The 14738-nt window shown below is 36.1% G+C and carries 12 protein-coding genes; 6 read left to right on the forward strand and 6 right to left on the reverse strand.

Annotated features, from left to right (window positions below; translation table 11 throughout):
- The first annotated feature begins 148 nt into the window (after positions 1-148).
- The 4 genes from pepI (at position 149) to CBF31_RS11205 (ending at position 4886) form a co-directional block, all read left to right on the forward strand.
- Entirely contained in the window at positions 149-1048 is a 900-nt protein-coding gene (pepI, locus tag CBF31_RS06490; protein WP_126831571.1) for a proline iminopeptidase, read from the forward strand.
- Positions 1049-1230: 182 nt separating this feature from the next.
- Complete coding sequence (locus CBF31_RS06495; protein ID WP_126831572.1) at positions 1231-2403, forward strand: hydroxymethylglutaryl-CoA synthase; 1173 nt, start codon at positions 1231-1233, stop codon at positions 2401-2403.
- A gap of 17 nt (positions 2404-2420) precedes the next feature.
- Positions 2421-3596, forward strand: a complete 1176-nt coding sequence (locus CBF31_RS11200) for a thiolase family protein (protein WP_126831573.1) — start codon at positions 2421-2423, stop codon at positions 3594-3596.
- Positions 3597-3605: 9 nt separating this feature from the next.
- Positions 3606-4886 carry a hydroxymethylglutaryl-CoA reductase, degradative gene (locus CBF31_RS11205; RefSeq protein ID WP_126831574.1) on the forward strand — a complete coding sequence of 427 codons (1281 nt, stop codon included), beginning with the start codon at positions 3606-3608 and terminating at the stop codon, positions 4884-4886.
- Between the two features lie 35 nt (positions 4887-4921).
- On the opposite strand, the gene CBF31_RS06510 is transcribed toward CBF31_RS11205, so the two are convergent.
- From CBF31_RS06510 to CBF31_RS06520, 3 genes are all read right to left on the reverse strand, one after another.
- On the reverse strand, positions 4922-6271 hold the full coding sequence (locus tag CBF31_RS06510) for a glycoside hydrolase family 18 protein (RefSeq protein WP_126831575.1): 1350 nt from the start codon (positions 6269-6271) through the stop codon (positions 4922-4924).
- A 242-nt stretch (positions 6272-6513) separates the two neighbouring features.
- Positions 6514-8031, reverse strand: a complete 1518-nt coding sequence (locus tag CBF31_RS06515; RefSeq protein ID WP_126831576.1) for a peptide MFS transporter — start codon at positions 8029-8031, stop codon at positions 6514-6516.
- 293 nt (positions 8032-8324) lie between these two features.
- The gene (locus tag CBF31_RS06520; protein WP_126831577.1) at positions 8325-9197 is read right to left on the reverse strand and encodes an SPFH domain-containing protein; all 873 of its coding nucleotides are present in this window, start codon (positions 9195-9197) and stop codon (positions 8325-8327) included.
- Positions 9198-9350: 153 nt separating this feature from the next.
- Here CBF31_RS06520 and CBF31_RS06525 point away from each other — a divergent pair, with 153 nt between their 5' ends.
- Complete coding sequence (locus tag CBF31_RS06525; protein ID WP_126831578.1) at positions 9351-10280, forward strand: mechanosensitive ion channel domain-containing protein; 930 nt, start codon at positions 9351-9353, stop codon at positions 10278-10280.
- 40 nt (positions 10281-10320) lie between these two features.
- Here CBF31_RS06525 and adhP read toward each other — a convergent pair whose 3' ends face one another.
- Positions 10321-11334, reverse strand: coding sequence for an alcohol dehydrogenase AdhP (gene adhP / locus CBF31_RS06530; RefSeq protein ID WP_126831579.1), 1014 nt, complete (start codon positions 11332-11334; stop codon positions 10321-10323).
- 161 nt (positions 11335-11495) lie between these two features.
- Between adhP and CBF31_RS06535 the strand changes: the two genes are divergently transcribed.
- Positions 11496-13055, forward strand: a complete 1560-nt coding sequence (locus CBF31_RS06535; protein ID WP_126831580.1) for a ClC family H(+)/Cl(-) exchange transporter — start codon at positions 11496-11498, stop codon at positions 13053-13055.
- 31 nt (positions 13056-13086) lie between these two features.
- On the opposite strand, the gene CBF31_RS06540 is transcribed toward CBF31_RS06535, so the two are convergent.
- Positions 13087-14124: a linear amide C-N hydrolase gene (locus CBF31_RS06540; RefSeq protein WP_126831581.1), complete on the reverse strand. Its 1038-nt coding sequence runs from the start codon at positions 14122-14124 to the stop codon at positions 13087-13089.
- Positions 14125-14149: 25 nt separating this feature from the next.
- A complete protein-coding gene (locus CBF31_RS06545; protein WP_126831582.1) occupies positions 14150-14680 on the reverse strand; it encodes a TetR/AcrR family transcriptional regulator in 531 nt (176 codons plus the stop codon).
- Positions 14681-14738 lie beyond the last annotated feature (58 nt).

A 14738-nucleotide genomic window follows, 5' to 3' on the forward strand; every position in this document is an offset into this window, starting at 1 on the left:
TATTCATTTATTATAGACCAGATTCGCTATTTGACAAGCTTTTTCGCCACTTTTTTCAAAAAAAAGGCTTACAATTTAATATATTTAAACTTCCGTTTTTTTTGTGTTATTATAGTATCGAACCCCTAAAAATTAAGGAGGGCTTATCTTGAAAATTTCTGAGGGCTATATGCCTTATTTAGGTTACCAAACGTATTACCGAATTGTAGGTGACCCTAATCCTACAAAAAAACCATTAATTTTATTACACGGAGGACCTGGCTCCTCTCATAATTATTTTGAATTACTAGACAAACTTGCAATAGAAGATAATCGTCAACTTGTTATGTATGACCAAATCGGCTGTGGGCTTTCTGCCACACCATCACGTGCTGATTTATGGTGTTCTAAAACGTGGATAGAAGAATTAATCGCACTTCGAGATTTCTTAAACCTTGAAGACTGTCATATCTTAGGTCAATCATGGGGAGGCATGTTAGCTATTGAATACCTGTGCGACTATGCGCCAAAAGGTATTTCTAGTGTTATCCTATCAAGCACACTCCCTTCATCAGAACTTTGGTCACAAGAACAACACCGTTTAATCAAGCTCATGTCCGACGAACACCAAGCTGCAATCAAATGGGCTGAAGAACATAATGACTTCACTCGACCAGAATATCTTGAAGCAAATGATGTTTTCATGCAACTTCACGCTGGAGATACACCTGATGAAACGTCTCCAGAACCTCTTCGTCGTAAAAAAGCGAGCGGTGAAGAAGCCTATATAACAGCCTGGGGGCCAAATGAATTCCATCCTAATGGTAATTTAAGCAACTGGGACTACCGTGACAAGCTATCAACTATCACTATCCCAACTCTTGTCACAAGTGGGACAAATGACTTATCCACTCCGCTTATTGCTAAGACAATGGCAGATGGCATTCCTAATGCCGAATGGACACTGTTCCCTTATAGTCGACACATGCCTTTTGTTGAAGAAAACGAAGATTATATTGCCTTACTTAAAACTTGGCTTAATAAAATTGACTCTCAAAAAAGTAGCTAGACATCCCCGTCTAACTGCTTTTTTATTTTTTACTTTCTACTATTGAGTAGTAAATTTTAAATAAACATTAAATTGACGTTCTTCTTCCTACTATATTTGCGTCAGTGTGTTAAAATCAATAAGGATATGTTTCACAGAGTTGATGAAATACTATAAAAATAACATTGAAAGTTGGAACTACTATGACTATTGGTATTGATAAATTAAATTTCTTTGCACCGAATCTTTACGTTGACCTAGTTGACCTTGCGACAGCTCGTGGGGTAGAACCAGCTAAATATACGATCGGGATTGGACAAGAAAAAATGGCCTTCCCACCTCTTACGCAAGATACTATCTCAATGGGAGCTAATGCTGCATTACCTATCGTTTCAAAAGAAGACGCAGAACTTATTGATTTAGTCATCTTAGGAACTGAGTCAGGTATTGACTATTCAAAAGCTGGTGCGACAGTTATCCACCAACTTCTTGGTGTTCAGCCATTTGCTAGAGCCATTGAAATTAAACAAGCGTGCTACGGTGCAACAGCAGGACTTTTAATGGCTAAAGATTACATTACATCTCATCCTGGAAGAAAAGCATTAGTTATTGCATCTGATATTGCCCGCTATGGTCTAGCGACTGGCGGTGAAGTTACTCAAGGAGCAGGCGCTGTTGCTATGCTCATTAGCGAAAATCCTAAAATCTTAGAATTAGAAGATGAATCTGTTGTCTATACTGACAACATCTTTGATTTTTGGCGCCCGGTTTACAGTGATAATGCCTTAGTTGACGGTAAATTTTCAAACGAAGCCTACATTAATTTCTTTTCAACTGTTTGGGAAGAATATAAACGACGTACCAATCGTTCTTTAGACGATTTCGAAGCACTATGCTTCCACTTACCTTACTCTAAGATGGGTAAAAAAGCATTGCTTCCAGTTTTGGAAAACGATGAGGCAACTGATGCTATCAAAGAAAAACTATTAACCAACTACGAGCACAGTATTTTACATACTAAAGCTATCGGAAACATTTACACAGGTTCACTTTACTTAGGACTATGTTCACTACTTGACAACCAACCTAACTTAAAAGACAACCAGTTGATAGGCTTATTCAGCTACGGTTCTGGTGCTGTTGGCGAATTCTTTACAGGTCGTTTAGTACCTGGCTTCTCTGACCATTTACAAACGGAAGCACATCGTAACTTATTAAATGAACGCCAAGCGTTAACTATTCCAGAATACGAATCATTATTTAAAGAAAAATTACCACAAGATGGCTCTGAAATGAGACTTGATACTCAAGCAGACCCTGCGTCAATTTGTATCGAAAAAATAACAGATCATCAACGTTACTACCATAAAAAATAAACTATTGGAGGATCCTCATGAGAGAAGTTGTTATTGTTAGTGCTGTACGCACACCAATTGGAAAATTTAAAGGGGCTTTTAACAACACTTCTGCAGTCTCACTAGGTACGAGCGCAGTCAAAGAGTTACTTAATCGCAGTCAGGTTGACCCTACTTCAATCGATCAAGTTATTTTAGGAAATGTTTTACAAGCAGGTATCGGTCAAAATCCTGCTCGTCAAGTTGCTATTCATTCAGATATCCCTACTACGACACCCGCTATGACCATTAATGAAGTCTGCGGTTCTGGATTAAAATCTGTTATTTTAGGGAAGCAAGCCATTCAACTTGGAGATGCGGATACTGTTATTGTTGGAGGAATTGAAAATATGTCACTTTCACCTCTTTTACATCACCGTCCTCTAGCTGACCAACACTTTGATGAAAGCTTACTTGTTGATTCAATGATTAGCGATGGTTTAACTGATGCTTTTAGTCACCAACATATGGGAACTACCGCAGAAGCTGTTGCGGAAAAGTATCAGATTACTCGTCAGGAACAAGATACTTATGCAAATAATTCTCAATTAAAGGCTGCTGCAGCACGTGATGCTGGTTATTTTGAAAATGAAATTGTCCCTGTCACACTAGCCGATGGAACTGTTATTTCAGAAGATCAAGGCATTCGTCCAACTAGTTCGGAAGAAAAATTAGCGACATTAAAACCTGCTTTCCAAAAAGATGGCACCGTAACAGCTGGTAATGCATCGACTATTAACGACGGCGCTTCGGTTCTATTACTAATGGCCAAAGACGTTGCGGATGCTAAGAATATTCCGTATATGGCTACAGTTGGTGCCTATTCAGAAATCGGAAATGACCCTAACTACATGGGTTATGCCCCTTACTATGCTATAAAACAATTAATGACTAAAATGGATTGTGATATTTCTGATATTGACTTATTTGAAATTAATGAGGCTTTTGCTTCACAATCACTTGCTATCGTAAAAGACTTAGCCTTACCAACTGAAAAAGTTAATATTAATGGCGGAGCAATAGCTTTAGGACATCCATTAGGCGCATCTGGCGCTCGAATTTTAACAACACTTCTTTATACTATGGAACGTGAAAACAAAACAAACGGGATTGCCTCACTTTGTGTAGGTGGTGGTATTGGTTTAGCACTTGCTGTTTCACGCCCAACTAAATAAGGAGCTATCATGACATCTAACTTATCAAAATTTTATAAAAAAACGAGAGCTGAACGTTTAGCCCAACTCCACGAAGAAGGTTTTTTAAGCTCAGACTCTCTTAAATTAATTGAAGCAAATACCGTTCTTGAAGAGACTGTCGCAAATAGTTTAATCGAAAATCAAATTGGCCAATTCCCACTACCTATGGGCGTTGCACTTAATTTTATTGTAGACGGTAAAGATATTGTCGTCCCTATGGTTGTAGAAGAACCCTCTGTTATTGCGGCATGTAGTAACGGGGCTAAATTTATGCGTCCTCTTGGTGGTTTCAAAACTACCGTCAAGGAACGTGGCCTAATTGGTCAAATTATTATTAGTGATTTAGAGGATTTCGAACAAGCTAAAGCTACTATTTTAAGTCACGAACAGGACATTTTTGAATTAGCAAAAGAAGCCCACCCTTCAATCGTTGCTCGTGGTGGTGGCCTACTAAGTATCGAACCTCGTTTTATTAAAAATGAATCTGGCGACATTGAATTCTTAACCATCCATCTTATTGTGGATGTGAAAGATGCAATGGGTGCTAACATCGTCAATACACTACTCGAAGGAACTAAAAATCAAATCAACGAGTGGCTAGGTGGCAACTGCCTAATGAGTATTTTAAGTAATTATAACGACCACTCACTTGTCACAAGTCATTGTCGTGTATCCTTTGATGACTTAGCTACTTCCGATATGGACGGGGAAACGATTGCCAAAAGGATCGTTGCGGCAACGCGCTATGCTAAACTTGATCCTTACCGGGCAGCTACTCATAATAAAGGAATAATGAATGGGATCGACTCTGTCCTTATCGCAACTGGTAATGATACACGTGCTGTTGCAGCCGGAGCACATGCATTTGCTTCTCGTACTGGTAGCTATCAAAGTATGTCTAATTGGACGATTAACGAACAAAGAGAACTTGTCGGCGAATTAACCCTACCGATGCCTGTCGGCTCTGTAGGAGGCGCTATTAGCGTTCTACCACTTGCTAAAATCAATCAAGAGCTATTACAACTTGAGTCGGCTGTCGATTTAGCTAAAGCGGTTGTTTCAGTTGGATTGGCTCAAAACTTCTCTGCTCTAAAAGCTTTAGTCAGCGAAGGGATTCAACGTGGGCATATGAGTCTTCATGCTAAGTCACTCGCTATCCATGCTGGTGCAACCGGCGATGAGATAGATGAACTAGCCAATCAATTAAAAAATGAAAAACAAATGAATTCAAAACGAGCTACTGAATTATTAATTACTATTAGATCATAAAAAAAGAGCTGATGCTGTATGCATCAACTCTTTTTTTATGTGAAGAATATGTAATAAATCGCACCAATAATCGCTAACGCTATTAATAATATCATATACCATGGTAGGTTAATTAAAATTAAACCTGTTAATGCTATACCTAGTAAACCAGCTCCTATTATCTTAGCAAATTTAACTGAGCGTATTTTTTTCCCCTTAATTGATACATCAGGAACATATTCATTAAATCCGCCTCTAAAGAATAAAACGCCAACCAAAGCTAATGCTACACAAACTAAATTTGTTAGCAGCTTAACTGGTACTTTATATATTTTAGGTGGGTTAACGGCTACTTTCCCAAAGATAACACGTCCTTTATCTAATGTCACACGTTTATCTTTTTCAATTGTATTCACTATCACATCTGTTAAACGATTTGAACTTGTTAAGTCAGCATCTTGAGTAGGTGTCCAAATCATGATACCTAATGATTTCAACTCGATAGAGGCCTCCGTTTTTTCTTTAATCGTTTTTTTATTATTAAAGTGGTATTCAGCACCATTATAGGTAATTTTATCACCTTTAATCTTATCTTGAGCGATATTTAAAATACGATTGTAAGTCATAACTGTTCCAATATTAGACTTAGCATAATAAGGAACACCTGCAATTAAGTGGGACATTTTATCGCCGCCCATTAACTTATTCCAATACTTCAAACTGTTCGCTTGTAAGTCTACTGGCGAGTGACTAACCTCTCCTGGAACTTGTGCATCATAAGCCATGATATTTACCCAATCCGCTGTATTTAATGCTTCAGGAGTAAAATTATCTTCCCATTTACCAGTAATATCACCGGTTGAACCAATCCCTGAAGGTACACAAATCGATATCTTAACTTCTCTAGGAGTTAGTTCTTTTTTTAATGCCTTCATAAAACTTTCAAATTGAGCTGCTTCAGAAACATCTGGATACTCCCAATCAATATCAATTGTATCTAATTCATATTTATCAACTAATTTAGCAATATTCTTTACAAAAGTTGACAAATTCTCTTTCGATGTTGCTTGGACAAAGTTATCACTTAAATTCCAACCACCAATACTAACCCCTGCTCTAACACGGTGCTTGTGCGCCTTAGTTACAAATTCTTTTAATTGTGATGCACTACCTGTATCAGAAAATTTCAACTCTCCATTATTCTCAGGAACCATTGAAAAAAAGTTAACATCTGTAAATTGAGTAAAATCAACTGTGTCGTCAATATGACCAACATCATAATCTGGTAAGTACCCTACTGTCTTGAACTTTGCTCGCTCTGCTTGACTCGTCTGTCCAAAACCTAAAAGACTAGTCATCGCAACAATCACAAGCAAACCAATCATTAAAATTCGATTATTCTTCATTTTTTCCCCTTAATATACAACCACGTTATCTAACCGTAGTGTTTCATAGTCTTACATTATCATAAAAATAACACATTTTGAAAATGGTACTTAGTTATATTTTAATATACTCTGACTCTATTAACAACGTGTATTCGTAAAAAAGTTAGTTTAAATAAAAAAAGACATTCATTTTTATAAATTTTTCATCTTATTCGTAAAGAAAAAGACGACTCAGGTAAGAGCCGTCCTTGATTTAGTAATTAGTGAATGCCACCCATCATTTTTTTAGTCCATGGTGACACGATTAAAATAATAATACCTAATGCTACTGCAACTATTCCTAAGAAACCGAAATATTGAGAGTTATCTAATACATTGTATAATCTAACTAATTGAGCATTTAAGCCTTGTGCTGTTGCATTAGATAGTAACCATAGACTTAACATTGTTGATTCAAAAGCTTTTGGTGCTAATTTAACAGAGACACTTTGACCAACTGGTGATAAACATAATTCTCCGATAACACATAAGAAGAATGATAGGATCAACCAGAATGGGTTAATTAAATCGCCTTCAACCATTCCTAATGTTGGGATAACCATGATTAAGAATGATGATCCTGCAAAGAATAATCCTAATGAGAATTTCATTGCTGTAGATGGGTTATATTTTCCTAATTTAGACCACAAGCTTGAAATAACTGGTGCTAATAGGACAATAAAAATTGGGTTAATTGACTGGAAGAACGCTGCTGGTACTTGATAGTTAATTCCAACCACTTGATTTAAATCTAATTGTGTTTTTTGATCAGCAAATGATCCTAAGATACTTGAACCTTGTTCTTGGATTGACCAGAACATTACTGCTGATAGGAATAGTGGGATATACGCTAATAAACGTTTTTTCTCCACTGCATTTGTTTTTTCACTCTTGAACATTGATGTAAAGTAAACAATTGGTAAGATTAAGCCTAATCCAGTGATAACATATGAAATATTATCAAATGTTAACATACCAACCATTTTGGCAATTACAATTAAAGCTGCTAGTGCAACAGCACCGATAGCAAAGCCTTTTTTATATTTTGATTTTTCTGAATCCAATAATGGGTTAGGAATATCTTTTCCTACTAAACCTAATGATTTAACATTATAAATTGCATAAACCACTAATGCAATCGCCATACCTACAGCGGCTGCTCCGAATCCCCAATGGAATCCTAATGTTGTTTGTAATTGACCTACTATCATTGGTGATACTAACGCACCCATATTTACTGACATATAGAAAATTACAAATCCTGAATCCATACGTGCGTCATTCTTATCATATAAACCACCAACAACACTCGCGATATTTGGTTTCATTAAACCTGAACCTAAAATAATAAGTGCCATAGAAATTAAGAAAAACGGAATACTTAAATTACCGCCACCTGGTAAAGCTAATACCATATGACCGAACATAATGATAGTCGCTCCAATGAATAATGACTTTCTAGATCCTAATACCCTATCTGCTAACCAGCCACCTAATAATGAGGTCATAAAGATTAGTGCACCATATAATGACATGATTGATTGCGCCATTTCAATTGGTAATCCTAATCCACCTTCTGTAACTGAGTAGTACATATAAAATAGTAAAATAGCACGCATGCCATAGTAACTAAATCTTTCCCAGAATTCTACAAAAAATAATATTCCAAGCCCTTTAGGCTGACCGAAGAAACCAGTCTGAGGAACACTTTGAACCATTTCTTCACGTGTATACTTCATCGACTCACTCTTTCTTAATAAATATAATAGTATTTATATGAATTTTAATACATAAAGGTTAAAAAAACAATAGTTTTCATGAGAAAAATTAAAATAAGATGAAAGAAACAGATTTTTGCTTTTTAATTACTCATAAATGTTTTTAATACCTAAACCTTTGAAACAACCGTACGAAAGGCATTGGTAACCTTTACATTCAGTTTTTCATAGTACAATTGTTTCAGAATTTAAAATGAGTCATTTCATAATTAATCCTCTTTTACTAATAAATAAACGTTTTTAAATACGAAATTTTAATCTGACATTTGGTCAGCTGAAATGGTCGGCTGAGCTCCTTTTTCACTTACAATAGCTACTAGTAAGTTGTTAACTAATCTCAAACGTTGGTCTTGTGTTAACGTCATATCTTGCTTATCTGTTAAATGATCAATGGCTGATTGCGTAATTTCTACGGCTCCTTCTACTATTAATTGACGCGCTTTTAAAATCGATTTTGCTTGTTGACGTTGTAACATCGCACTTGCAATTTCTGTTGAGTACGCCAAGTGAGTTAATCTTGCTTCCAAAACTTCCACACCCGCAACTTCTAAACGTTCTTGTAACTCAGTTGCCAATTCTTCTGAAATCTCACTCACATTTCCTCTTAATGAAATCTCATTATCATCACCATCGTATGAATATTTAGTTGCCACATGGCGAATGGCTGTTTCACTTTGAATTTCGATAAAGTTAGTATAGTAATCCACTTCGAATAAAGCTTTTGCTGTATCAACTACTTTATAGACGACAACCGCTGCAATCTCAATTGGGTTACCATCTAAGTCATTAACCTTCATTTTTACACTATTAAAATTATTAACTTTAAGCGATACTTTTGTTTTACGTGTCAATGGAACCGTCATAAATAACCCCGCTTGATTAATAGTGCCGATGTATCTTCCAAAAAAAGTTAGCACTACTGCTGTATTTGGTGCAATAATTGTTAATGACGAGATGAATAAACCGGCTACCACAATTAGGATTAAACCTAGAATAATCCAAGCTACATTTGTAATTCCTTCAATTGATCCCCCTTTGTAAAAGGCCCCTAATGCCCCTAAAAGTATTACTACCATTGCAATTAATCCTGCAAATCCATTAACGGACCATGCTTTACGTTCTGTCATAGATAATCTCCTCCTTGTTCATTTCTTACAGTATACTCATACTATTCACTATTATTCACTTATTACGCCCCCAACATTATACTTTGACTATTTCATTGTTTATTTTTATACTTAAACAGATGACAAATTTACTGAAAAGGACTTATAACTTATATGGAACAATCAATTAGCGATTATTTTATGAATGCCACGATGGATATTGCCAAAGGCCTACAGAATCCACAAGAATACTCTACTAAATTTTCAATGATGCTCTTTATTATTATCATTGGTTTTACAGTTGAGTTCCTAGGTATGAAATTATTAAAGAAAAAGATTAAAAATGTTAAAACGCTCTATCGTTGCCGTGCTATTTTAAAAAGTACAACTCGGACTATTATGATTTTAGCTACATTAAAAACATGGATGCAGGCGATGGATACCTTTATACTCCTTTTATTTTTAGCCGCTCTGTTCGTTTCTATCTATATTAAGGGCATGATTAATAACATTATCGCTTGGTTTATTATCGAGAAACGTAAGCACTTTAGACTTTACGACCGAATCGAAATCGATGGTGTCAAAGGCGAAGTCATAAAAACTGGATTTATTCACTTTACAATAGTAGAAATTAGTAACTGGTTCTCTTCTGATGCACCAACAGGACGTACGATTAAAATACCTAACAGCTACATATTCGATAATGAGGTATTTAACTATACAGAGCTTAACCATTTTGTTTGGAATGAAATCTGCTACACGATTTCCCATGATAGCAACTGGAAAAAAGGACAAGATATCCTCACTACTGTTTGCGAAAAAGAATATCATGCTTTAAAAAACAGAACTTTTAAAGATGTAAGTAACATTCAAAAAGAGTTAGCTGCTATTGCGTTATCTAACGGTTCTGCTGACCCCACCTTTAATATGGATGTGACAACGGTAGGCATTGACTTGAAAGTGCGCTATCTTGTTCACTACCGCGAAGGATCTAGTACTAAGACTCGTTTACATCAACAAATAATGACAGAACTGGCTAAACAACCAGACATTCAATTCGCTAACTTCTTAGTTGAGATGTCACCTGGTTTAATTCAAAAATAAAAAAGCTGAAACCTCATGGTTTCAGCTTTTTTATTTTATATTATTTTTTTAAATCAATAACCATACGACCTTGGATTTTTCCTTGTTCCATTTCGTCAAAGATTTCATTTATTTCTTCTAAACGACGCATTTGAACTTTAGGGACAACTTTTCCTTCTTTAGCAAACTCGAAAGCTTCTTTCAAATCTTCACGAGTTCCTACTAATGAACCAACTAAACGGATACCATCTAATACTAGACGAGGAATACTTAAGTCCATTGATTCTGGTGGTAAACCAACAGCGACAACTGTTCCACCAGCACGTACTGCATTGACAGCTGAGTTGAAAGCTGATTTAGCTACTGCAGTAACTACTGCGGCGTGAGCGCCACCATCACATAATTTAACGATTTCTTCTTCAACGTTAACGTTCAATGGATTCATAACTAGATCAGCACCCATCTCTTTAGCAAACTCTAATTGTTTGTCGTTGACGTCAACTGCAATAACTTTAGCATTGAAAACATTCTTAGCATATTGTAAAGCTAAGTTTCCAAGTCCACCTAAACCAAAGACAACTAACCATTGACCTGGTGCAATATTTGCTTCTTTAACAGCTTTATAAGTTGTCACTCCCGCACATGTTACACTACTTGCAGCTGCTGGATCTAAACCATTTGGAACCTTAACAGCATAATCTGCTGTAACAATACATTCTTCAGCCATACCACCGTCAACTGTATATCCTGCATTTTTTACGTTACGGCAAAGTGTTTCTTTTCCGCTAACACAATATTCACAATGTCCGCATCCTTCGAAGAACCAAGCTACACTGACACGGTCGCCAACCTTTAAACTTGTTACGCCTTCTGCGATTTCTTTAACGACGCCAATTCCTTCATGTCCTAAAACCGTTCCTGTTACATCACCAAAATCAGCATTTTTAACGTGCAAGTCTGTATGACAAACACCGCAAAATTCCATATCTACTAACGCTTCACCATGTTTAATGGGGCGTAATACTTTATCCTCAACTGATACTCTATGATCTTTCGTTACAACTGCTGCTTTCATATAAATAACCTCCTACTTGAATATATGTGAATTATATCACGAAGATTATTTGTTGTATAGTTTTTTTGTGAATATTTTTACAAAAAATCCCTTTGACATTTAATAGAATAGGACTATCATAGTAATTGAGAGTTTTTTCTAGTCAAAAGGAGAGTCAGCAATTGAAAGTCACTGAACAAAAGTCATATGTTACTACTTACTTCGATCGGTCTAAAATATATTTTATCGGAAAAGGTGTCCTGGTAGGTTTACTTGCTGGACTTGGTGTTAGCCTATTCCGTGTTGCGATTGAAGAACTATTCACCTTAGTAAAAAAAGCCTATCTACTCATGGCAAATGACCCTATCTTGATAATTCCTTGGATTGTCATTTCTTTATTTCTTTGTCTTGTTCTTGGTTATGCTATCAAATCAGAACCTTACATAAAAGGTAGCGGTATTCCACAAGTTGAAGGTCAGATTGCGGGTGTTTTAACTATTAACTGGTTTTCCGTTTTATGGAAAAAATTTATTGCTGGTGTTCTAGCCATTTCATCCGGTTTATTTCTAGGACGTGAAGGCCCTTCTATTCAATTAGGTGCGTCTATCGGTCAAGGTGTTAACTATGCTTTAAAAGGTAATACTATGTCTAAAAAAGTATTACTAGCTAGTGGCTCTGGCGCAGGTCTAGCTGCTGCTTTTAATGCACCATTCGCCGGTTTGTTATTTGTTTTAGAAGAAATACAACACAACTTTTCACCTATTGTTTTACTGACAACTTTATCAGCAACCACTACTGCTAACTTTGTTTCTCTACACTTTTTTGGGTTAACACCCATTCTATCATTCGGTCAAATCGAGAGATTACCACTTAGCCATTACGGGCTACTACTATTATTTGGTATATTACTAGGTTTAGCTGGTGTTTTATATTCTAAAGCCCTTTTATGGATGCCTACGTTCTATGGCGCATTCAAAAAAATACCCGCTCATTACTATAGCATCATTCCATTACTATTAGTCATTCCTATTGGGTTGATGTGGCCTGATCTACTTGGAGGAGGTAGCGATACCATCTTTTTAGTTGCTCAAAACAATCTAACCTTCCTAGTTTTAATCGGGATTGTAAGTTTACGTTTCATTTTTTCAATGATTTCCTATGGGTCTGGTTTACCTGGTGGTATTTTCCTACCTATCCTATCCCTTGGTGCTGTATTAGGAACCTTATTCGCAACAGCTATTTTCCCTATCTTTTCTATAGATATGTCATTTAAACTGAATTTCTTAGTCTTAGGAATGGCAGGCTTATTCTCAGCCATTGGTAAAGCACCACTTACTGCTTGTATATTAATTACTGAAATGGTTGGTGACTTTAAACAACTGATGACTATCGCAGTTGTTTCTCTGGTTGCATACCTTGTATCAGATTTACTTGGAACTGAACCTATCTACGAAGCGCTACTATCTCGTATGATTCCAACTCAAGAAACTGACATCTCTGGTTCAAAAGAAATCATTGAATTGTCAATTCACACGGGAAGCTCTCTAGACGGCTCTATGATCAAAGAAGCAAAATGGCCTAAGGATTGTCTGGTTGCCAGTATCACACGTGGTGGAAAAGAAATTATTCCTAGAGGCGATACCTTACTTCTAGCAGGTGACACCTTAAATATACTGACACATGAGAATAATGTGGGCTATATTAAAGAAAAGCTTGCACCCCAAATCTATGACTTGGCATAAAAAAAGAGTTCCCGAAAAGGGAACTCTTTTTTTAATTTAAATCAAAATGATAGATTTTATCGTAATTTCTACCAATTGCAATATCCATATTACGTTGCGTATTGTTGTATACCGCACTCCATTGTGTCGCATCTTTCTTTTCTTCTTTATCCGTACTTACTGATTGAAGTAAATCCATTGAATCATCTCGTGTCAATTCCCCTTTTTTATCTTCAAGGGTTGTCATGATTTTTTTGTAACGGTCTTGACCTTTTCCTTTATTAAATTTCTCGCCTGGTGTTAAGTAAAAGTTTGTTGCACCAAAGTATTTGTCTTCTGGTTCAAGAACTGACATTTTATTGTTAATGTATTCTACAATCACGCTCTTACCTGTCGCATCGGTAATTTGATAATGGTAACACGCATTAGCTGAATCATGCATATCATAGTTTTTTAGTAATTTTACAGCTTCATCTACTGAGGCTGCTTTATCTAAAATCAGACGAATAGCAGTTGTACTTGTAATATCTACTTTTTCAGTCGTTTGGTTAGTTGGCTTGTCATGTAATAGTAAAACACCTACTGCTACACCTTTTTCATTAATACCATCTAATGGAATATAAGGTGCTGCTAAGCTGAACAAGCGATCACTCATTTTATCCAATGCATTTTTACCGTAACCTAAGAACTCTAAGTTAACCATTGATAAACTCTTAAAACCATTTTTAGGTGCGGTTTTGACAATAACTGATGGAGAATAACCTAAGTCAAAGTTACGTCCAAAGTTAGGTTCGCCCTTTTCATTCACTGTATTAAACGTACTGCACCCTAAGTTTGGAATATCAATACTAAGTGGAATCCCTTTTAATAACTGCTTAGATACAAATTTAACTAACTCAGTATCATTAGTTACCCCTTTTTCTAAAAACTTATCAAACCCATAATCGGCTTTATATTCCATTTGATAAAAGCCATAATCGTCTATTTTTTTCACATTATAAAGCGTTGCAATCTCACCTCTAAATAAAATCCCTACTCCTGCAACTGCTACTAATATAACTCCTAAAATAATTGAAATAATCTTCTTCATCTTACCGTTCCCTTCAGTTTCCCTTTTATTTAATCAATGTATGTAATCTTTCGATAACTTTTAGTGTTTCTTGTTTGCCTAATGGGGCCACATCAAACCACATCGCATGATACAAGCCTTGCATCGTCAACCTGACAATTGTCCCATTTATGGGATCAATCCCATCATTTTCAACACGCATTTGAATTTTTTCATAATCAGATTGGACCTTCTCGATAAGCTGATTATCAATCATCATATTAGCTCTCACCGCAACATTTAATTTCATGCCACTATTCATATCCTCAATCAACGAGTCAACTAACGCTCTTGTCCAGCGTCCCGATCCTTCAGATTTTTCCGCCTTGTCAATTAATCCCGCTGTAAACTCTTCGTGAATAGCTAGAGCCAGCGCGGTCAGTAAACTCTCTTTAGTTGGGAAATAGTAAAGTAAGCCTCCCTTACTTACTTCAGCTTTTTTAGCCACCATCTCTAAGGAAAAATCACCACCATGTTCATTTATCAATGATTCAGTCGCATCAAATATGCGTTGTTTTTTAATCTCTGTTTTCTTCATCGGACCACCCCTTTCAAAAAACCGTCCAGACGTCTTTTTTTATTTTGACAATATTAGT

Source organism: Vagococcus fessus (genome assembly GCF_003987565.1).
In the GTDB taxonomy this organism is placed as follows: Bacteria; Bacillota; Bacilli; order Lactobacillales; family Vagococcaceae; genus Vagococcus_D; species Vagococcus_D fessus.